Here is a 20,202-nt window from a genome sequence, read left to right on the forward strand (position 1 = left end):
ATTGCGAGATAAACCGCGATCCATTTGCCGAATTGTTATTTATTTTGTAATGAAAACTGCCCGCACAGCAACTAGCCTGGCGCCTATGAACACTTCGCGCCGCACACCAGTCCACACGCCCGCTACGACTCGCCCAGGTTCCACCACTCGAAAAGCAACCTCACACCGAGCCCTTGTGGCCGGCATCCTCGCTACCACCGCATTGGCTTTCACCGCCTGCTCAACACAGGAAACTGAAGCAGCGCCCGAATCTGCTGCTCCGGTTGAAACCACTACCGTTACTCAGACCGAGGATGGCGTGTCTGACAAGAGTTCGGGCAACACGCCAAACCCAACCGGTTCTGCACCGGACCAGGGAGGCGATACATCGACGGCGGAGACTGGTGGCGCGTCGACGTCGTCAAGCGAAAGAGGCGACAACGGCGACGGGAGCCGGCTTCGTCAGGACATGACCGCTGAGATCTACAACAACCCCTCGCCGGGATCCACCTTCACGGCGGCGGGCGAACAGGCAACCACCTGCATCTACGGCGATGGGTACGGCCTCAACCTCATCGCGGCGGGGCCAAACACCAGCTGCGACTTTGCGAAGGCCGTATTCAACCAGCAGACCGAGGGGCTTAACGCCTCGGAGGACAATATCCGCGACCGCCTGCAGCCAAACATCAAGGCCAAGAGCCCCGCGACCGGGAAGACCTACGACCTCAGCTGCAGCACACAAGACGACGTTGTCGTGTGCACCGGCGGCAACAACGCGAAGATTTACATGTACTAGCGCACCAGGTGGCGGTCGGCAGGCGGTGCAACTGCTGGCCGCCAGCCGCGATTCGCCGATGGGGAATCGCAACAAGCCCGCAAACTCCCGCCTACAGTGAAACCATGACCGTTTCCCGCTTGCGCCCCTTCGGCGAGACCATCTTCGCCACCATGTCCCACCTCGCTACCGAGCACGAGGCAATCAATCTTGGGCAGGGCTTCCCGGATTGGGATGGGCCGGACGAGGTGCTCGCGGAGGCGCGACATCAGATAGCTGGAGGAAACAACCAGTACGGCCCCGGCCGCGGTATGAAGGTGCTCCGTGATGCCATCGTCGCCGATCGCGCCCGCCGCACGGGGCAGGTCTACGACGCCGACGCCGAATGCCTCGTCACGGTCGGCGCCACGGAGTCGATTGCCGCCACCGCCTTGGGGCATCTCGAACCCGGCAGCCACGTCATCCTCATCGAGCCGTACTACGACTCGTACAAAGCCGCCATCGCACTGGCTAACTGCACATATACCGCGGTGCCGCTCATCCCCGCAGCTTCCAGTACGGCGCGCTCCTGGTCGCTCGACCGCAGCGCGCTTGCCGATGCCGTCACCGCTAAAACGGCCATGATCATCATCAATTCGCCGCACAACCCCACCGGCACCGTCCTCGCGGACGAGGACTTGCAGGCCATCGCCGATGTCGCCATCGCAAACCATCTACTCGTGCTTGCCGACGAAGTCTACGAACGCCTGTACTTCAACGGATTGTCACACTCTTCCATCAGCGCTCTGCCCGGCATGCGCGAGCGAACCATTGTCGTGTCCAGCGCCGCAAAAACCTTCAACGTCACCGGATGGAAGATCGGCTGGGCGCTGGCCCCGACCGAACTACTCGATGGCGTCGTCAAGGCCAAGCAGTTCTTGAGCTATGTCGGCGCCACTCCCCTTCAGCCCGCAGTCGCCCGTGGCCTGCAGGAATGTGCCCCATGGGTGGACGAGCTGGCGGGTCAGCTCGAGGGCAACATGCGGCTCCTCGCCGATGGGTTGGAGGGCCTTGGCGCCGACGTCTTCACGCCGCAGGCAGGGTATTTTGTCGTCGCCGATGTCTCGAGCTGGGGGCTTGGCGACGCCCTGGAGACCTGCACCCGCCTGGTCAAGGAATGCCGCGTCGCAGCCATCCCCGTCACCGCTTTTGTGGATGACCCAGAGTCAGAAAAGTACCGCTACCTGGTGCGGTTCGCTTTCTGCAAGCGCGCCGAGGTGATTGAGGAGGCTATCATCCGGCTGCGGGATTATCTTGCTGCCCGGCCTGCAGCTGACGAATCTGATTCAGCGGCTGAATAATCCGCTCCCAAATCCGGTCGACCTGGCGCACGAGGTCCTCCTCGGTGCCTGAGTTTTCCAGAACTACGTCGGCGAACTGCAGGCGCTTATCATCGCTGATTTGCTTAGCGATGCGCTGCTTCGCATCCTCTCGGTCTACACCGCGGCTTTCCACCAGACGGTCGAGACGGACCTCCACCGGGGTATGCACAACTACGACGAGGTCCTGTGCTTCCGACTGCCCCATTTCAATCAACAGCGGAGAGTCAAAAACAATGATGGCGTCACCTGCCGCGTTGAACTGCTCTTCGGTGCGCTGCTCAATACGCGGATGGGTGATGGAGTTCAGCAGCTCCGTCTTCTCCGCGGATACGAAGGCCCGCTTCGCAAGTTCGCCGCGGTTGAGGGAGCCGTCGTCAAGCAAAATGCCCTCGCCGAAAGCTTCGGCGAGTTCGGCCAGCGCCGGTTCCCCGGGTTCGACGACATCGCGAGCGATCTGATCAGCGTCGATGATGACAGCACCGAGCTCGGCAAACCTACGGGCGACCGTAGATTTCCCACTGCCCATGCCACCGGTTAGTCCTGCTTTGAGCATGTCTCTAAGGGTACGTGGACACGCCCCCGCACGTTAGTGCTTTACGACGAGATCCTCGATGCGGTGACCCTCTTCAACGGGATCTGGGTTGACTGGGGCCGGGGCGGTGCCGTTACCGAATGGGCTGCCACCAAGGGCCTCACGGCCGTGCGGCTGGAGCAGGTCAGAGAGCTCCGGCCCCTTCGGGACAATCCCTAAAGGATTGAGGTCGCGGTGGACCTCGTAGTAATGGCGCTTGATATCGACGAGGTCAGTGGTGTCGCCGAAGCCCGGAGTCTGGAAGAGATCACGCAGGTAGTTGTATAGAACCGGCATCTCGGAAATCTTGCTCCGGTTGCACTTGAAGTGGCCGTGGTAGACGGCATCGAAGCGGATCAGGGTCGTGTAAAGGCGAATGTCGGCCTCAGTGATGTGGTCGCCCATGAGGTAACGGCGGGTCTCTAAGCGCTCAGAAACCTTGTCTAGGGCATCGAACAGCCGGTCGTAAGCCTTGTCGTAGGAGTCCTGCGAGCCTGCGAAACCACAGCGGTAGACGCCGTTGTTGATCTCGGTGTAGATGAACTGCATAAGCTCATCCATTTCCTCGCGCATCTCCACCGGGTAAAGATCCGGGGCGCCTTCGCGGTGGAACTCGGTCCACTCGGTAATGAAGTCCAAGGTGATCCGGGGGAAGTCATTGGTCACGACCTCGCCCGACTCGATCTCGACGATGGCCGGAACAGTAATACCGCGCTGGTAGTCCGGGAAACGCTTGAGGAATGCCTCCTGCAGGCGCTCGTAGCCTAGTACTTCGTCACGGCCACCTGGTCCCTTGTCGAATGCCCAGGAGCGGGCATCGTGCACTGGCCCTGGAATTCCGACTGAAATTGCATCTTCCAAGCCGAGCAACCTGCGAACAATAAGCGTGCGGTGTGCCCATGGGCACGCGCGAGCCGCGATGAGGCGGTAGCGACCGGCTTCAACGGGCCACGTCTTAATTCCGTCGCCTACCTCGCGACCGTTCTTAACAATGCGGTCGTTGATATAGCGGGTGTCGCGGTTAAAGTCCTTACCCTCCTGCGAGTACACACCGCCTGTGGAGTGGGAGGAATCCTCTACGTGATTAGCGTTATCTACCTGTTTGGCTTCGTCCTTTGTTGTCATGTCACCAATCATATGGGTAGAGAGACGGGCTGTCAACGGCAGTAAGGGCAGCCAGAGCCACCGAAATCGACAAGGCCACCAGGACATTAGGGCCCTTAGGGCCAATAGGACGGCTTGCGCTTCGCCAGTAGCCGGTTACTGTGCAGCAAACTACTTCTGGTGAAGCGTAAGCCCGCCCTAGACAACAGCGGCACCACCCTCATGGCCCAAAGCCCCATCACCCGGACCAAGGATGCAGCAAGCCCTCAAGCCGCCGATATAAGAACAAGGCCGAGCAGGTGCCCGTCGTAAAGCAAAGAAGGCACGAAAAAGCCCCAGCGAGGAAAACCTCGCCGGGGCGATTTCTCAAAGGGACGTGTAAGCCCTTAGCGGCCTAGCTTAGTTGCCAGCCAGCTTCTCGCGCAGAGCAGCGAGCTGCTCGTCGGAAGCCAGGGTGCCGCCTGCATTGTCTGCAGCCGGTGCGGCCGGAGCAGCCGGGGCTGCCTCGCCGGACTCGGAAGAGTAGTTCGAAGCGGTCTCTGCAGCCTCGGCAGCTGCAGCGCGGTGACGCTCGATCTGGGCAGCGTGCAGCTGGTGGTGACGCTCTGCCTCTGCGTAGCGAGCCTCCCACTCGGCGCGCTGAGTCTCGAAGCCCTCCATCCACTCGTTGGTCTCCGGGTCGAAGCCCTCCGGGAAGATGTAGTTGCCCTGCTCGTCGTAGGAGTCGCCCATGCCGTACTTGGTCGGGTCGAACTCTTCGGTGAAGTCCTCGTCAGCCTGCTTGAGGGACAGGGAGATACGACGACGCTCGAGGTCGATGTCGATGACCTTGACCATGACCTGCTCGTCGACGGAGACGATCTGGTCCGGAACGTCGATGTGGCGGGAAGCCAGCTCGGAGATGTGAACCAGGCCCTCGATGCCCTCCTCGACGCGGACGAACGCACCGAACGGAACCAGCTTGGTGACCTTGCCCGGAACAATCTGGCCGATTGCGTGAGTGCGGGCGAAGACGCGCCACGGATCTTCCTGAGTAGCCTTCAGGGACAGGGAAACGCGCTCGCGGTTCAGGTCGACCTCGAGAACCTCGACGGTGACCTCGTCGCCAACCTGGACAACCTCGGACGGGTGGTCGATGTGCTTCCAGGACAGCTCGGAAACGTGAACCAGGCCGTCAACACCGCCGAGATCGACGAATGCGCCGAAGTTGACGATGGAGGAAACGACACCCTTGCGGACCTGGCCCTTCTGCAGCTGGTGCAGGAACTCGGAGCGGACCTCAGACTGGGTCTGCTCGAGCCATGCACGGCGGGACAGAACGACGTTGTTGCGGTTCTTGTCGAGCTCGATGATCTTGGCCTCGATCTCCTGGCCGATGTACGGCTGGAGGTCGCGGACACGACGCATCTCGACGAGGGAAGCCGGCAGGAAGCCGCGCAGGCCGATGTCGAGGATCAGGCCGCCCTTGACGACCTCGATGACGGTACCGGTAACCGGCTCGTCGTTCTCCTTGAGCTGCTCGATGGTGCCCCAAGCACGCTCGTACTGAGCGCGCTTCTTGGACAGGATGAGGCGGCCTTCCTTGTCTTCCTTGGTCAGGACCAGCGCGTCGATCTCATCGCCAACTTCGACCACTTCGTCAGGGTCGACATCGTGCTTGATGGACAGTTCGCGGGAAGGAATGACACCTTCAGTCTTGTAGCCGATGTCGAGAAGAACCTCGTCGCGGTCAACCTTAACGACGGTGCCCTCAACGATGTCACCATCGTTGAAGTACTTCATCGTCGAGTCGACAGCGGCCAGGAAATCCTCAGCGGTGCCAATGTCGTTGATGGCAACCTGAGGGACGTTAGAAGTGGACATATAAGATGTGCTCCGAAGCGGATAGAAATCGAAAAACGGACAATTTCGGCCTTGCCCCTCAAAGAAACTCCTGGACAACCGGGCCAAATCCGCTTTCGGCGAATCTCGCCATTGGCAATTAGTTAACCCGGTATCCCCGAAGCTCGAGGCTGCAAAGTCGGCACGCTAATGCATACCTAGCGAACAATACCGATTTGAGCTGCGACATTCAAGTCCGCAACACATCCGCGGCAAGCCCGCAACAAGTCCGCCGACCAGCACTACGGCCCGACCTTCGCACCACTAATGCGCAGCAGTATCCCAGTTCACACCAGCACCGATAGAAACATCCAACGGCACCAACAATTCAGCCGCCGAGTCCATCTCCCGATGCAGCAGCTCCTTGATGGCTTCCTCTTCCCCATCTGCAACTTCCACAACCAGTTCGTCATGAACCTGCAGGAGGACACGTGAGCGCAACCCGCCCCGTCGTAAAGCATCGTCGACCCGGAGCATTGCAATCTTAATAATGTCTGCCGCCGAGCCCTGGATCGGCGAGTTCAAAGCCGCACGTTCCGCGTTATCGCGAGCGATGCGGTTGTCGGCGTTGAGTTCCGGCAGGTAGCGACGACGATCGAACATCGTGGCCGTAAAGCCGTCCTTGCGCGCCCGCTCAACAACCTTGTGCAGATAATCGCGCACACCACCGAAGCGCTCGAAGTAGTCCTCCATGAGCTTCTTCGCCTCGCGCTGCGGAATGTCGAGCTGCTGAGCCAGACCAAAAGCGCTCAGACCATAAGCCAATCCGTAGCTCATCGCCTTTACACGACGACGCAGCTCAGGCGTAACCTCATCGATGCCGACGCCGAAGACCTTCGAGCCGACGTAGTTATGCAGGTCCTCGCCCTGGCGGTAGGCCTCAATCAGCCCCGGATCCTGCGATAGGTGCGCCATCACGCGCATCTCAATCTGCGAGTAGTCCGCGGTGATCAGCTGCTCATAGCCATCGCCGACCACGAACGCCTCACGAATCCGTCGCCCGAACTCCGTGCGCACCGGGATGTTCTGCAGATTCGGCTCCGTCGACGACAGACGCCCCGTCGCCGCGACCGCCTGATTAAAAGTCGTATGAATACGGCCATCATCAGCGACAGCCTTAATCAGCCCCTCCACGGTCGACTTCATCTTCTGCGACTCGCGGAACTTCAACAGGTAATCCAGGAACGGATGCGGGTTGACCTTCGCCAGCCCCTCAATTTCCTTCGCCGCCGTGGAATAGCCCGTCTTCGTCTTCTTTGTCTTGGGCATTCCCAGCTGGTCAAACAGGACCTCTTGCAACTGCTTCGGCGATCCGAGATTCAGCTCAGGCTTATCGACGAGGTTGCGAGCCTCACTCTCCGCCTCATCGGTAGCCGCCTGCGCCTGCTTTCGGAGCTCCTCGAGCGCATCAACATCGACAGCGATACCGGCACGCTCCATCCGACCCAGCACTGGGGCGAGCGGGACTTCCAGGTCGGCGTACACACTGTAGAGCCCGGCCTCGTCGAGTTCGACAGCCAATCGCTCAGCCAGGTCGATGACGGCGGCGACATGGGAAGCGTCTTCGGCCGGGCCATCGAGCAGGGTCATCTGGCCCTCGGCCTGCGAAAGAGTCTGGCCCAGGTGACGCTGGACGACGTTGTCCAAGCTGTAGCTGCGCTGGCTTGGGCGCAGCAGATACGCAGCCAGGAAGGTGTCGTGGATGACCCCGGCCAGCTCGAAGTCGTAGTTCCAGAGTGCATGCATGGCCGTTTTAGAGTCATGCACCAGCTTCGGATGGTCGCCAGCGAGCCACTCGCGCAGTGCGTCGGCATCTTCGGCGGAAAGATCACCCAAGTCGAGAGAAACAGCCTGGCCGGAGGTCTTGCCCTTCTCATCTGCGGAGCCAATCATCAGGGTGTGCTCCCCGACCTGCAACGCGGCCGGCTCGTGCAGATTATCGAGCCAGGCAGCCAGGGCGCCGTCGTCAAGCGAAACAGCCTCGAGCTTTGTCGCACTGTCGCTGGTGGAGGCGGTGACGCCCGCGCCTTCGATGGAAAGGGTGCGGAACACGCGCTCGCGAAGGTTGTCGCCGAATTCGAGGCGGTCGAAGAAGTCGATGATTCCCTGGGCGTCGGCGGGACGGAGCTCGAGCTCGTTCGGACCGTATGGCAAGGGCAGGTCCTTGACCATTTCGGTGATGTCGCGGTTCAGCTGGACGTTTGCGACGCGCTCGCGGAAGTTATCGCCGACTTTGCCGCGGATTTCGTCAGCGTGGTCGATGAGGTTTGCCAGTGTGCCGTACTGAACGATCCACTTCGTCGCGGTCTTCTCGCCGACACCCGGAATGCCCGGGAGATTGTCGGAGGGGTCGCCGCGAAGAGCCGCGAAGTCCGGGTACTGAGTCGGCGTCAGACCGTACTTCTTCTCGATAGCAGCAGGCGTGAAGCGATGCAGCGTGGTGACGCCGCGCATTGGATAAAGCACCGTGGTGGTGTCGTTGACCAACTGGAACGAGTCACGGTCACCGGTGACGATGAGCGTTTCGAAGCCCTCAGGCTTGGCTTGGGTAGCCAAAGTCGCGATAATGTCGTCGGCCTCATAGTTGTCCTTTTCCAGCGTGACGATGCCCATCTCTTTCAGCACCTGCTGAATAAGCGGCACCTGACCACGGAATTCCTCAGGAGTCTTCTCACGCTGAGCCTTATACTCCGGGAAGATCTCGTTGCGGAAGGTCTCGCGGGCGACATCGAAGGCGACCGCCACGTGCGTGGGCGTTTCCTCGCTGAGGATATTGGACAGCATAGAAAGGAAGCCGTACACCGCGTTCGTTGTCTGACCACCGGTAGTTGAGAAATTATCCACCGGAAGGGCAAAGAACGCGCGGAAGGCCATGGAATGACCGTCGATAAGCATGAGGGTCTTCTTCATGACATCCCAGTGTAGGAAAATATTGAACAGCGTAGGAAAACTGAGATACGCGCTGAGGAATCGCGAGCTGCGGAGGATGAGCTGTTGGCCAGTCAGCTTCAGTGAACAATAATTACGGTAATCAGGCTGTATTTTGAAACGAGTTCAGCAGCCCCTTAGTCCACCTGAACAGTGATTCGCAAGAGTGAGCCTCTCGAGCGTCGCTTGGCACCTGGTTTCAGTTTCCGAAATGCTGTAATCCAACTTTAATATTCGCCTTATTTTCCTGGAGTTTTTCCATATTTTCCAGCGATTGTTCAACAGCATGCACGGAACCTGCCCCAAATGAGGCACCTAGAAATTACCCCCTCTTTGAGGTGGCCGCGAAAACATATCACCACGTCCTGCGCATGCCTCTGAAATCAATTGGCGTAGTTACGCTTTCATGGCTTTAGACTCTTCAGCATGAGTGAGTTCGATTCGACCGATTTCCAACGGAGCGCCCAGTCCACCCGCGAGCGCATCATCGCGGCTGCAGCTCGGCACTTCGCGCGCAAGCCTTTGCGAAGCGTGCCGCTGAAGGAAATTGCCAGCGATGCGGGCGTTAGCGCGCCGCTCATCATCAAGTACTTCGGCTCCAAAGAAGGTCTCATGGCCGAACTGATTGACTTCAGCCAGTTCAAAGGCACACTCAGCCGAGCTCCCTTCAATGAACTTGGCCAGCGGATGGCCAGCGCTATTTTGACTGGTCAAGGAATGGCCGGACAGTCCATGATTCCACTGATTGTCGGATCCCTCGACTCCGAGGAAACCGCAAAAGTCATTGCCGAGCGGTTCAATGAAGCTGTTGCAGATGACCTAATTCGCCGCGTCGAAGCGGACGGACCGGAAGACGTTAGCTACGACACTGCTGTGCACCGCAGCCAGATGGCTATTTCCCTCTGCGTCGGATACCTAGTTCTTTCCGACACCGGCCTAATCGATGAGGCCAACGCGCCGAGGATTTCGGTTGAGGCCCTGGGCAGCTGCCTGCAGCAAATCATCGAACACGGCTAAGAACCGAGCACGGCTAAGAAAGCAGCTCCACTGCCCACTGCCACCACCCACTACCACCGACTACTCCTGCGTAACTCACTGAATCAGCAGCGCCACCCCAGGCGCTGCTTTTTTGTTTTGTGTCCTTAATCGCACCCCGAAGCCACTAATACACACACGGAAATACGCTTCTTCTCAGGTGGAAGACATACAATGGCCTGCGATGTCTACTGAAAATACGAGCGCTCCTGGCGCAGAGTCGACCACGCTGCCGACCACGAGCCCCTACTCTGAAATCCCGAAGCCGACCCCGCTGGGTGTCATCGCCAACGCAGTTCGCGGTGGCCTCATTGGTCTCGCCGAGACGATTCCGGGGGTCTCCGGCGGCACCCTTGCGCTGATCACGGGCATCTACGGACGCCTGATTGAATCGGCAAAGCGCATCACCGACCTGCCGCGGGCAACTTCGAAGGGCACCTTCAAGGAGGACCTTCGCAGAATCGACTGGTGGCTGCTCATCCCGGTGGCTATCGGCATGGTTGCCGTGGTCTTCTCCATGGCAGGCATCATGGAGAACTTCGTCACCAACCAACCAGTCGCTTCCCGAGCACTGTTCATGGGCATGATCGCCGCCTCGATCACCATGCCGCTGAACGAGCTACAGCCAGGCGCTCTGCGTCAGCCGGGCATGCGCGGCAAGGCCATCGCAGTCTTCCTGTTCTTCAGCATCGCCCTGTTCGCGCTGACCTCCCTCCCCCAGGCCGCACCGACGCAGCCGCCTCTCTGGCTCGTACTCATCGCCGCCTCGATTGCCGTGTGCGCACTGGTTCTGCCGGGCGTTTCGGGCTCTTTCTTCCTGCTGGTCATCGGACTCTACGCACCGACCATGGGCGCAATTCACGACCGTGACTTCGCCTACATCGGCACGTTCTTCGTCGGCGCGCTGATTGGCATCGTCCTGTTCATCCGCCTCCTCGAATGGCTGCTGAGTACGCACCAGGCGCTCACGTTGGTCGCCATGTCCGGCCTCATGCTCGGTTCACTGCGCGCTCTCTGGCCGTGGCAGACCGAAAACAACGAGCTCCAGGGCATCGGCTCCGACTGGGGACTCGCCCTCGGACTGTTCATTCTCGGCGCCGCAATCGTCAGCGTCGTCGCTTATGCGCAGCGCCGTTTTTCTAATTCGGGGTCGATGGACTAAACTAGTCAAAGTCGCTTCGATAGAGCATTTTCGCTTATCGACGACTTTGCGCCCCTGTAGCCCAATTGGCAGAGGCAACGGATTCAAAACCCGTCCAGTGTGAGTTCGAGTCTCACCGGGGGCACGATTTTAAAACCCGCTTTCACCTGGCTTTTAGCCTGGTGGGGGCGGGTTTTTACTTGTCTGAGTATTCACTATCTTTCACTCTTTTTCACGCACTTTCACGTACTTTCACGGGTATTTTGCACCAAAAATGAGCCAAAAAAGAGCCACGTATTGCCTGCTGAATCCTGCGTTAACTCCTGGGTGAATCTGTTTTTGGGCATAAGAAAACCCCGCCACTACCGATTGAGTGAACGGGGCAGTGCCATGGCGGGGACTCGCACCCCGCGAATGTGGCTACTCCATGGCTTTTGAGTCCGTTGATTTCAACAGGCGAGCATACGCTCTGAAAACTTCTTCATCGCCATCGACGTACTCGGACATCCCACTCAACAAAGCTTGCCGCTGCTCTTCTATGATGGAGACTCGAAACTCAGCGATGTCTTCTGCAAGATAGGTGGCTGCGACTGCGTAGCGGCGCAGTGCCGCGGTTACTTCTGATTTGCCGCCGCGGTCGCCGATGCGGGCGCGGTTGATAAACGGCACGAATTGTACCGCGCCGAAGTTGTGCTGCAGACACTCGCTCAACTGCCCGGTCACGCATTAAAAACTGCCGAGACGGTTTCCGCTTCACCAACAGCCGTTCAGTGTGCAGCAAATGCATTCTGGTGAAGCGGAAGCCGTTCTTTTGCAGCAGGCATCCAACTGGACTCTGGCCAATTGGCGTCATCAACAAACGAAGCCCGCTGCTACAGGTTATCCACCGCGTACTGAGCTTCCTCCGGAGTAAACTGCTCGCCGTATTCCGACGTCAGCTGCTCGTAAACCGCATCCGGGGACATCGCCATCGAATCCTGGTAGATTCTCGCCTTTTCCAGTGCGTTCTTATTCCAGTCCGCATCGAGATTGTCCATTGCATACTGGGCTGCCTCCGGTGAGAACTTCTCGCCGTACTCCGAGGTCAGCTGATCATAAATACCGGCCTTCGACATGTGCATGCGATTCGCGTAAATCTCTGCCTTGCGGAGAGCATTCTTGTATTCGGTCGGGACCTTCTCATCCTGCTTTTGCTGCTCCCCCGTCTGACCTTGCTGCTCATCTGCACCTGCCTCGGGTGCCTCAGCGAAATCGGCATTCTCAACAGTCCCAGAATCAGCCGCAACGGCAGTCTCCGAGCCAAAGAGAGACGCAGCTTCAGAATCGGAACCCGCGTCAGTGTCACCGCCACCAGTCAAGCTGGCCGCCACAGCTAGAACGACGACAGCGCCCGCGGCGATACCACCCCATTTGAAGCAGCCACCCTTCTTCTTTTCTTTCGGAGCCGGAGGCACCTGCCCCGCTGCCGACGGACCCTGCGGGTAGGACTGCTGGCCGAGCGGATCCTGCGGGTTGTGCTGGTAGTACTGCCGCCCCAGCGAAGCCTGCGGATCCTGGGATATATACGGATTCTGGGAGCCATACGGGTTCTGTGGGCTCTGCGGGTTCTGGGGGAAAGTGGAATCGGACATCGTAAAAAGCCTCCTGCGTAGAAGTTGCAATAAACGAACAGCTCTCTGTCGTCAGTTGGAACTATCCCAGGAACCCCGGATTCAACTTTCCTCACTACACAAATATTTTCGATTCGCGAACCATAAGGCACCACTGAAGGTAAGAAAAAACCAGGCCTCTACCCCATAGAACAGGGCTTGGAACTGGTTAATCTCTTTAAAACTAACCTTCAACCCTGGCCAGCGCTTGCTCAATATCGGCAAATAATATCGCCAACATTTTCCAAACCAATAGAAGGCCAAAAGCGGCCAAGGCATGGAGCCCCTCCAACGACAGCCGCCCATATGGAACCCGACAGCACATAGACACCCCACCGAAGGCACTTCCTAACAAAGATGCTTCCGAGCAAGCTCGATGCACACCTTCATCACAAACGACGCAGCTGAGTAGCCCTTAACACAAACGATGCCATGGCAGGACTCGTCGAACTCGGCAAAAGCCGGGGTTCCGGCATCACGCCCGCGGCCGCCAGCCCCACGACACTTCCCAAATCCCCGCTCCCCCAACCGCAAAGATTTTATTTTCCACCCCACTGTCCATATAATGAGATACCAATCCCGTATAGCAAGACTGGTTTAGTTTTTACGCACACCACTACGTATCACCTGCCAAGCTTTGCTCCCGGCTTTACGCACTGCCCACCAGCAGCTCACGCCGCGGTCGAGTTTTCTCAAAGTACAAAGTACTCAGTACTCAACACGTTTTGGACTGTCATCATGCCTGCTGCGAATTCCCCCTCTAGCTCCTCCGCCCACACTGCGAACGCGAACTCCGCTAAGACGCCACTTCACGCAGTACCGGAGGACACCGCCCCCACAGATCCGTCGACCATCACCGATGCGGAAATCTTTGAGGCACACCGAGGCGGCAAGCTCCGCTCCCACTCCACCATGAAGCTCGAGACAATTCGCGACCTCTCCATCGGCTACACCCCAGGTGTCGCTCGCGTCTGTGAGGCCATCCACGAAGATCCGGCTCTGGCCCGCACCTACACCTGGACCGGCCAGAACGTCGCAGTGGTTTCCGACGGCACCGCCGTGCTTGGCCTTGGCGACATCGGGCCCAAGGCCGCGCTACCGGTGATGGAAGGAAAAGCCCAGCTCTTCGAGCAGTTCGCCGGCATCTCCGCTGTGCCAATCGTCCTGGATACCCTCAATACAGAGGAAATCATCCAGACGGTCAAGGCGCTGGCGCCGTCGTTTGGCGGAGTGAACCTCGAAGACATCTCCGCGCCTCGCTGCTTCGAGATCGAGCAGCGTCTCGACCAAGAGCTCGACATCCCCATCTTCCACGACGACCAGCACGGCACCGCCATCGTCATCGCCGCCGGCCTGATCAACGCCTGCAAGCTGACAGGTCGCAGCTTCCAGGATCTCCGCGTGGTCATCTCCGGCGCTGGTGCCGCTGGTGTCGCTGCGACGAAGATGCTGCTGTCCGCTGGCATGTCCGACATCGTCGTCGTCGATTCGCGCGGCATCATCCACCCAGACCGCGAGCCACTGAGCGACATCAAGCAGTGGGTCGCCGGCATGACTAACCCGCGCGGTATCACCGGCTCGATCAACGATGCGCTTGTCGACGCTAACGTGTTCATCGGCGTCTCTGCCGGCCGTATCGGCGAGGATGCGATTAGCCAGATGGCCGCTGACCCGATTCTGTTCTCGCTGGCCAACCCGATTCCGGAGATTCCGATGGAAGTCGCCCGCAAGTACGGAGCCGTCGTGGCCACTGGCCGCTCGGATCATCCGAACCAGATTAATAATGTGCTGGCCTTCCCGGGTCTGTTCCGTGGCGCACTGGAGGCGGGTGCCAAACGGATCACCGAGGCCATGAAGCTGGCTGCTACTCAGGCCATTGCAAATGTTGGCGTAGAAGACCTGAGTGCCGACCGCATTATCCCGTCGGCGCTGGATTCGCGCGTCATGCCGGCCGTGGCGAAGGCTGTCCGCGATGCTGCGCTGAGCGACCCGGCCTCCGGCGCGGTCGGCCCGCTCGACGTCACTGGCAATGGCTTTGCTGCAGCTGAAGCGAACTAGAAAACCGGCGCTGACTATTCCCCGGGAAGTCTGAAAAGTGTGCGGTTTTCCTGCAGCAGCCTAAGACGCAGCTGAATAGGGGTACCGAATTTAAGGTATTCCTGTGCCTAGGTAACATATTCAGATATGAAAAGACCCATCGCATTGGCGGCTGCCACGCTGACTGCGACCTTGTTCTTAGGGCTTACAGGCTGCGTCACCAATGACGAAAGCGGTAACCCCGAGGGCTGGTCAGAGATCAAACCGGCAGCGGTCCCCGAACTGGCGAAACAGGTCCCAGCAGATCTTCGTAAGCGCGAAGTATTGCGCATCGGCACCAACCCAACATTCGCCCCGGCAGAGTTTAAGGATTCCGCCGGTTCCATCATCGGCTTCGACATCGATCTCATCCGAGCCATGGCCAGTGTCTTGGACATGAAGATTGAAATCCAAGAACAGGATTTCGCACTGATTCTTCCGGCCCTGTCGGCCGGCGCAGTTGATGTTGGCGCTTCCGGCTTCACCTCAAATGAGGAGCGCCGCAAGACCTACGACTTCGTCGACTACCTGGATACCGGCCTGCAGTGGGCACGTCGCCCGGGCAGCGACGCCAGCTCCGACAACTACTGTGGCAAAACTGTTGCCGTTCAGCGCAATACCGTCGCTGACATGGAGGACCTGCCGGTAAAGAATCAGGATTGTCTGAATCGCGGTTTGCCACCAATTAACAAGTTGGCCTACCAGGATGCTGGTACCGCAGCTACCACCGTGGTGCTGGGGCGTGCTGACGCGCTGGCAGCTGACTCACCAGTCAGTGCCTACGCGGTCAATCGTTCTGAGGGCAAACTCGAACTTGCCGGAGATATCTACGATGGTGCCCCGTTCGGCTTCGCTATTCCGAAGGATTCAGAACTCGGCCCAGTACTCCAGCAGGCGCTGCAGTACCTCATCGACAACGGCCAGTACAAGCAAATCCTGACCACATGGGGTTTGGAAGACGGTGCTTTGGAACGCGCCACTATTAACGGAGAGGAACTTTAAGTGAGCGACTCATCTGCGTCTGGCGCCCGCTACGAGGCCACACAGGCGGAACTCAACGAAGAAATTAAGGCCAAACCGCTGCCGCACCCGGGTCGCTGGATCACCGCAGCAGTGCTGCTTGTGCTCTTCCTGTGGTTCATCATCGGTGCCGCCCGCAACGAGGCCTACCACTGGGATGTTTACTTCCAGTACCTGTTCGACACACGAATCGCCGCTGCCGCTGGCTGGACCATTGCACTGACGGTCTTGGCCATGCTCATCGGTATCGTCGGCGGTGCTATCGTCGCCGTACTCCGCATGTCGGACAACCCCGTGCTGTCCACTGTTGCTTGGTTCTACCTGTGGGTTTTCCGAGGAACTCCGGTCTACGTGCAGCTGGTCTTTTGGGGCCTCCTCGGCACTATCTACTCGACGATTGACCTGGGCGTTGCCGAGGTTGATCTCAGCACCGTCCTGTCCAATACCTTTGTGTTGGCGTTCGTCGGTCTCGGCTTGAATGAGTCCGCATACATGGCTGAAATTGTCCGTGCCGGCATCCAGGCTGTCCCGGAGGGCCAGACCGAAGCATCGAAGGCACTGGGTATGAGCTGGTGGCAGACTGTCCGCCGCGCCATCTTGCCACAGGCTATGCGCATCATCATCCCGCCGACGGGCAACGAGTTCATCTCCCTGCTGAAGACCACTTCGCTGGTCATCGCAGTGCCGTTCTCGCTGGAACTCTACGGCCGCTCCACGGACATCGCCAATGCGCTGTTCCTGCCGGTGCCGATGCTGCTTGTCGCCGCCACCTGGTACTTGGTCATCACATCAATTCTGATGGTCGGACAGTTCTACCTTGAGCGCTACTTCGCCCGCGGCGCTACCCGTCAGCTCACCGCCCGCCAGCTGGCCGCGCTTGCCGACGCCGAAGGTGTGCCGCTTGCAAATGCTCGCGTTGTCGATAAGGACGAAGAGCACTTCTACCGAGAGGATCCGCAGTAAATGACTACCAAAGATTTGATGGTTGAGGCGCAAAAGGTTCGGAAGAACTTCGGCCGTCTCGAGGTCCTCAAGGGCATCGACCTGGAAGTTCCACGCGGTACGGTTACCTGCCTCATTGGTCCTTCGGGCTCCGGTAAGTCCACGCTGCTGCGCTGTATCAACCACCTGGAGAAGGTCAATGCCGGCCGTCTCTACGTCGATGGTTCCCTGATTGGCTACCGCGAAAAGAACGGCAGCCTCTACGAGATTTCCGCCGCAGAAGCTGCCCGTCAGCGTCGCGATATCGGTATGGTTTTCCAGAACTTCAATCTGTTCCCGCACCGCACGGTGCTGGGAAATATCACCGAGGCACCGGTGCTGGTAAAGGGTGTCTCTCAGGAGCAGGCTGAAAAGCGTGCCATGGAGCTGCTGGAGACTGTTGGTCTGGCGCACAAGGCCGATGCCTACCCTGTTCAGCTCTCGGGCGGTCAGCAACAGCGTGTTGCCATTGCTCGAGCCCTGGCCATGGAGCCGAAGCTAATGCTCTTCGATGAGCCGACTTCCGCTCTTGACCCCGAGCTCGTCGGTGAGGTTCTCAACGTCATGCGTGGTCTGGCCGATAAGGGCATGACCATGGTCGTCGTGACGCACGAGATGGGCTTTGCCCGTGAAGTCGCCGACCAGGTCGTGTTTATGGCTGACGGCGTGGTCGTGGAAAAGGGCACCCCGGATGAGGTGCTGGGTAATCCGCAGCACGAGCGCACCCGCAACTTCCTGTCTTCGCTGTTGAAGTAACAGCAAGGAGAGGCTGGCAAGCGGAACAGCAAGCCTAAGCGCCAAAAGTTGCGGAGATTCCGCGAAACATAGTGACTGCCGCGCCGGTAGTCGCCAGAATGACCGCGAGCTTTCGGGCTTGCACAATGGGCACTCGTCGGGAAACGCGAGTGCCCAAAAATATACCCACAATCATGGCAACCAAACACAGCGGCCAGAGGATAACCGGTGTGGTGGCGAAGACAGATACGTCACCGCTGATTTCCTTGAACAGCAAGGACAACGCGCCGGAAACAAAGAAGAGCGGTTGCAGGGTGGCTGCAAATGTCTGCGCTGGCCAACGGGAAGCCTGTGCGTAAACGGTAATGGCTGGGCCCGCAATGCCGGCCAGGGTATTCATAAAACCGCCGGCCACGCCTGAGGCAACGGCGTATTGTGGGCCGTCGACACGCATGCGCTGAGGCATAACGGATGTCACTAGCAGCGCGAGTAGCACGAGCCCGCCGACCAGCACCTGGAGTGGACCGCTGGGCGTGTTGTGAACCACCCAAGCGCCGGGGAGCGCGCCGAGAGCCATCACCGGGCCAATCAGCCAGAACTTCTTCCAATCGACGTTTTCTCGCACCGAGATGGTCTGCATGATCGCATTGACCGATGCGAGCACGTTAATAATCAAAATTCCTGCTACGGGACCTGCAACCAGTGAGAGGACCGGACCTCCCAACAGTCCGAGCCCCATACCGGCTATTCGCTGCATCAGGGCCCCGACAAAAATCGTTGCCACGATAAAGACAAAAGCCCACACTGATAACTCCATGGGAGGGAGTTTACAGCGTGGGCTTTTCGGCTATTCGACGGGCGGGGTCGCCGAGGATCCGTCGTAAAGCGGAAACGTTAGCAGACTAGATGACGCCCTGAGCCAGCATTGCGTTAGCGACCTTCTTGAAGCCTGCGATGTTGGCACCGAGCACGTAGTTACCCTCGTGATCGTACTCAGCGGCGGTGGTTTCGCAGTTCTTGAAGATGTTGGTCATGATGCGCTTCAGGCGCTCATCGGTGTAGGAGAAGGACCAGGAATCGCGGGTAGCGTTCTGCTGCATCTCCAGAGCGGAGGTAGCAACACCACCGGCATTGGCAGCCTTGCCCGGCGCAAAGTGGACACCGTTGGCCTTGAAGACCTCGATAGCCTCCGGGGTGGACGGCATGTTTGCGCCCTCAGCAACGAAGCGGCAGCCGTTGTCGACCAGCAGCTTGGCGGACTCGCCATTGAGCTCATTCTGAGTTGCACACGGCAGTGCGACATCAGCCTTGAGCTCCCAGATGTTGCCACCCTCGTGGAACTCAGCGCCCTCAGCCTCAGCGACGTACTCGGAGACGCGAGCACGACGAACTTCCTTGATTTCCTTCAGCAGCTCGACGTCGACACCGTTCGGGGTGGAGACGTAACCGGAAGAGTCAGAGAAACCGACGACGGTAGCGCCGAGCTCCTGAGCCTTCTTAATGGCGTAGATGGCGACGTTACCGGAACCGGAAACGATGACCTTGGCACCGTTGATGTCAGCACCGTTGGCCTTCATCATCTCTTCAGTGAAGTAGACACAGCCGTAACCGGTGGCCTCGGTACGAACCAGGGAACCGCCCCAGGTCAGGCCCTTACCGGTGAGAACGCCGGACTCGTGCTGGTTGGCCATACGGCGGTACTGACCGAACAGGTAGCCAATCTCGCGGCCGCCGACGCCGATGTCACCGGCCGGGACGTCACGGTACTCACCGATGTGGCGGTGCAGCTCAGTCATGAACGACTGGCAGAAGCGCATGATTTCTAGCTCGGACTTGCCCTTCGGATCAAAGTCGGAGCCACCCTTGCCGCCACCGATCGGCAGGCCGGTCAGGGAGTTCTTGAAGATCTGCTCGAAGCCCAGGAACTTAATGATGCCGAGGTTCACGCTCGGGTGGAAGCGCAGACCACCCTTGTACGGGCCCAGCACAGAGTTGAATTGAACACGGAAGCCACGGTTGACCTGGACCTTCCCCTGGTCATCGACCCACGGCACGCGGAAAATGATCTGACGCTCCGGCTCACACAGACGCTGAACCAAGCCGTAGTCACCGTAGTGTGGGTCCTTTTCCAGGACGACCTTCAGCGACTCCAGAACTTCTGCCACTGCCTGGTGGAACTCCGGCTCACCGGCGTTTCGGGTGAGAATCTGGTCATAGAGTCCCGAAACCTTCTGCTCGATATTCAAAATAAACCTCTCTGCGAAACCATTATGGCGCCCACGAAGAACAAACCGTCAGCGGTTGTAAACCACTTTCCGGTTGCCGTAACTCGGTGGCACAGGTTGTGTGCACAAGGACTGGGCAACTGTAGATATTGAAGCGGACATAATTATACAACGGCATATTGCTGGGAAAACTCGTAGCGATTCGCGCTACACCCGTTGGCCAAGCCAATCACTGACTCTGTGGAGGCTTACACTTTTCACGAATTAGGTAGGATATTACCTAAATACGGCAACATTCCAGGGATACGTCGCAACAGATTCGAGCATTTCGTCGAACTCACGCAGCACTGGGTCCGGGGGCAATTCTGCACGCGGAGTCAGTAGCTCAGAGAGGTCCATAGCGAGTTCATTGAGAGAACCGCCGTGCTGATCGAAGCTCAAGAGATAACGGAATACCTTCCTATCCCCCAACGGCTCCTTCGGGTTCTCACGCTCCCACTGCTCCACCAACTGCGCGTCAGTGTCCGCCGACGCCACCGAAACATCCACGTCACTAATTCGCCCGGCGCGGTCAAACTCACTCAACTTGGTACGAAATGCCTCGGCCAGCGCCTCCGATTCGGTCGGCTTCACCAGGCAGTGAAAAACAATCTTCGACATAACTTCACAGGCTAAGCCACGCGAGACGGCCAGACAATAGCTAACCGTCGTCAAGCCCTGTCCCCCTACATTGGCGCGCCG

At 58.8% G+C, this 20,202-nt stretch carries 17 protein-coding genes and 1 tRNA gene; 9 read left to right on the forward strand and 9 right to left on the reverse strand.

Annotated elements, in window-relative coordinates:
- Nucleotides 1-85: 85 nt before the first annotated feature.
- Nucleotides 86-775 carry a hypothetical protein gene (locus tag HMPREF2920_RS00160; RefSeq protein WP_246821087.1) on the forward strand — a complete coding sequence of 230 codons (690 nt, stop codon included), beginning with the start codon at nt 86-88 and terminating at the stop codon, nt 773-775.
- Between the two features lie 104 nt (nt 776-879).
- Nucleotides 880-2,094, forward strand: a complete 1,215-nt coding sequence (locus HMPREF2920_RS00165; protein ID WP_070853962.1) for an aminotransferase class I/II-fold pyridoxal phosphate-dependent enzyme — start codon at nt 880-882, stop codon at nt 2,092-2,094.
- Here the strand turns inward: HMPREF2920_RS00165 and coaE are convergent.
- The 4 genes from coaE to polA all read right to left on the reverse strand — a co-directional run bounded on the left by coaE (nt 2,027) and on the right by polA (nt 8,566).
- A complete protein-coding gene (coaE, locus tag HMPREF2920_RS00170; RefSeq protein WP_070853963.1) occupies nt 2,027-2,668 on the reverse strand; it encodes a dephospho-CoA kinase in 642 nt (213 codons plus the stop codon). The two genes, HMPREF2920_RS00165 and coaE, sit on opposite strands and share 68 nt — an antisense overlap.
- Nucleotides 2,669-2,701: 33 nt before the next feature.
- Nucleotides 2,702-3,811 (reverse strand): glutathione S-transferase family protein, encoded by a 1,110-nt coding sequence (locus tag HMPREF2920_RS00175; protein WP_371326366.1) that lies wholly within the window; start codon nt 3,809-3,811, stop codon nt 2,702-2,704.
- 378 nt (nt 3,812-4,189) lie between these two features.
- The gene (gene rpsA, locus HMPREF2920_RS00180) at nt 4,190-5,653 is read right to left on the reverse strand and encodes a 30S ribosomal protein S1 (protein ID WP_005510285.1); all 1,464 of its coding nucleotides are present in this window, start codon (nt 5,651-5,653) and stop codon (nt 4,190-4,192) included.
- Between the two features lie 282 nt (nt 5,654-5,935).
- The gene (gene polA / locus HMPREF2920_RS00185) at nt 5,936-8,566 is read right to left on the reverse strand and encodes a DNA polymerase I (RefSeq protein ID WP_070767289.1); all 2,631 of its coding nucleotides are present in this window, start codon (nt 8,564-8,566) and stop codon (nt 5,936-5,938) included.
- A 459-nt stretch (nt 8,567-9,025) separates the two neighbouring features.
- Between polA and HMPREF2920_RS00190 the strand changes: the two genes are divergently transcribed.
- From HMPREF2920_RS00190 to HMPREF2920_RS00200, 3 genes are all read left to right on the forward strand, one after another.
- Nucleotides 9,026-9,616 (forward strand): TetR/AcrR family transcriptional regulator, encoded by a 591-nt coding sequence (locus HMPREF2920_RS00190; RefSeq protein WP_049190009.1) that lies wholly within the window; start codon nt 9,026-9,028, stop codon nt 9,614-9,616.
- Between the two features lie 202 nt (nt 9,617-9,818).
- A complete protein-coding gene (locus tag HMPREF2920_RS00195) occupies nt 9,819-10,796 on the forward strand; it encodes a DUF368 domain-containing protein (RefSeq protein ID WP_049190011.1) in 978 nt (325 codons plus the stop codon).
- Between the two features lie 50 nt (nt 10,797-10,846).
- Nucleotides 10,847-10,920: transfer RNA gene (locus HMPREF2920_RS00200), tRNA-Leu, on the forward strand.
- Nucleotides 10,921-11,195: 275 nt separating this feature from the next.
- Here the strand turns inward: HMPREF2920_RS00200 and HMPREF2920_RS00205 are convergent.
- Both HMPREF2920_RS00205 and HMPREF2920_RS00210 read right to left on the reverse strand, forming a co-directional pair.
- On the reverse strand, nt 11,196-11,498 hold the full coding sequence (locus HMPREF2920_RS00205) for a hypothetical protein (RefSeq protein ID WP_053087298.1): 303 nt from the start codon (nt 11,496-11,498) through the stop codon (nt 11,196-11,198).
- A gap of 149 nt (nt 11,499-11,647) precedes the next feature.
- Nucleotides 11,648-12,406 carry an Ltp family lipoprotein gene (locus HMPREF2920_RS00210; protein ID WP_083308198.1) on the reverse strand — a complete coding sequence of 253 codons (759 nt, stop codon included), beginning with the start codon at nt 12,404-12,406 and terminating at the stop codon, nt 11,648-11,650.
- Between the two features lie 756 nt (nt 12,407-13,162).
- Between HMPREF2920_RS00210 and HMPREF2920_RS00215 the strand changes: the two genes are divergently transcribed.
- The 4 genes from HMPREF2920_RS00215 to ehuA all read left to right on the forward strand — a co-directional run bounded on the left by HMPREF2920_RS00215 (nt 13,163) and on the right by ehuA (nt 17,257).
- Nucleotides 13,163-14,482: an NAD(P)-dependent malic enzyme gene (locus HMPREF2920_RS00215; RefSeq protein ID WP_049190014.1), complete on the forward strand. Its 1,320-nt coding sequence runs from the start codon at nt 13,163-13,165 to the stop codon at nt 14,480-14,482.
- Between the two features lie 126 nt (nt 14,483-14,608).
- Nucleotides 14,609-15,502 carry an ABC transporter substrate-binding protein gene (locus HMPREF2920_RS00220; protein ID WP_070853965.1) on the forward strand — a complete coding sequence of 298 codons (894 nt, stop codon included), beginning with the start codon at nt 14,609-14,611 and terminating at the stop codon, nt 15,500-15,502.
- A 63-nt stretch (nt 15,503-15,565) separates the two neighbouring features.
- Complete coding sequence (locus tag HMPREF2920_RS00225; protein ID WP_370550222.1) at nt 15,566-16,483, forward strand: amino acid ABC transporter permease; 918 nt, start codon at nt 15,566-15,568, stop codon at nt 16,481-16,483.
- Nucleotides 16,484-17,257 carry an ectoine/hydroxyectoine ABC transporter ATP-binding protein EhuA gene (ehuA, locus tag HMPREF2920_RS00230; RefSeq protein ID WP_016422932.1) on the forward strand — a complete coding sequence of 258 codons (774 nt, stop codon included), beginning with the start codon at nt 16,484-16,486 and terminating at the stop codon, nt 17,255-17,257.
- Between the two features lie 34 nt (nt 17,258-17,291).
- On the opposite strand, the gene HMPREF2920_RS00235 is transcribed toward ehuA, so the two are convergent.
- The 3 genes from HMPREF2920_RS00235 to HMPREF2920_RS00245 all read right to left on the reverse strand — a co-directional run bounded on the left by HMPREF2920_RS00235 (nt 17,292) and on the right by HMPREF2920_RS00245 (nt 20,121).
- Entirely contained in the window at nt 17,292-18,053 is a 762-nt protein-coding gene (locus HMPREF2920_RS00235; protein ID WP_049170334.1) for a sulfite exporter TauE/SafE family protein, read from the reverse strand.
- Between the two features lie 85 nt (nt 18,054-18,138).
- Nucleotides 18,139-19,482: an NADP-specific glutamate dehydrogenase gene (gdhA, locus tag HMPREF2920_RS00240; RefSeq protein WP_016422934.1), complete on the reverse strand. Its 1,344-nt coding sequence runs from the start codon at nt 19,480-19,482 to the stop codon at nt 18,139-18,141.
- A 255-nt stretch (nt 19,483-19,737) separates the two neighbouring features.
- Nucleotides 19,738-20,121, reverse strand: coding sequence for a hypothetical protein (locus HMPREF2920_RS00245; protein WP_042388759.1), 384 nt, complete (start codon nt 20,119-20,121; stop codon nt 19,738-19,740).
- Between the last annotated feature and the right edge of the window lie 81 nt (nt 20,122-20,202).

This window comes from Corynebacterium sp. HMSC075F02, assembly GCF_001838335.1.
Lineage (GTDB): Bacteria > Actinomycetota > Actinomycetes > Mycobacteriales > Mycobacteriaceae > Corynebacterium > Corynebacterium jeikeium_D.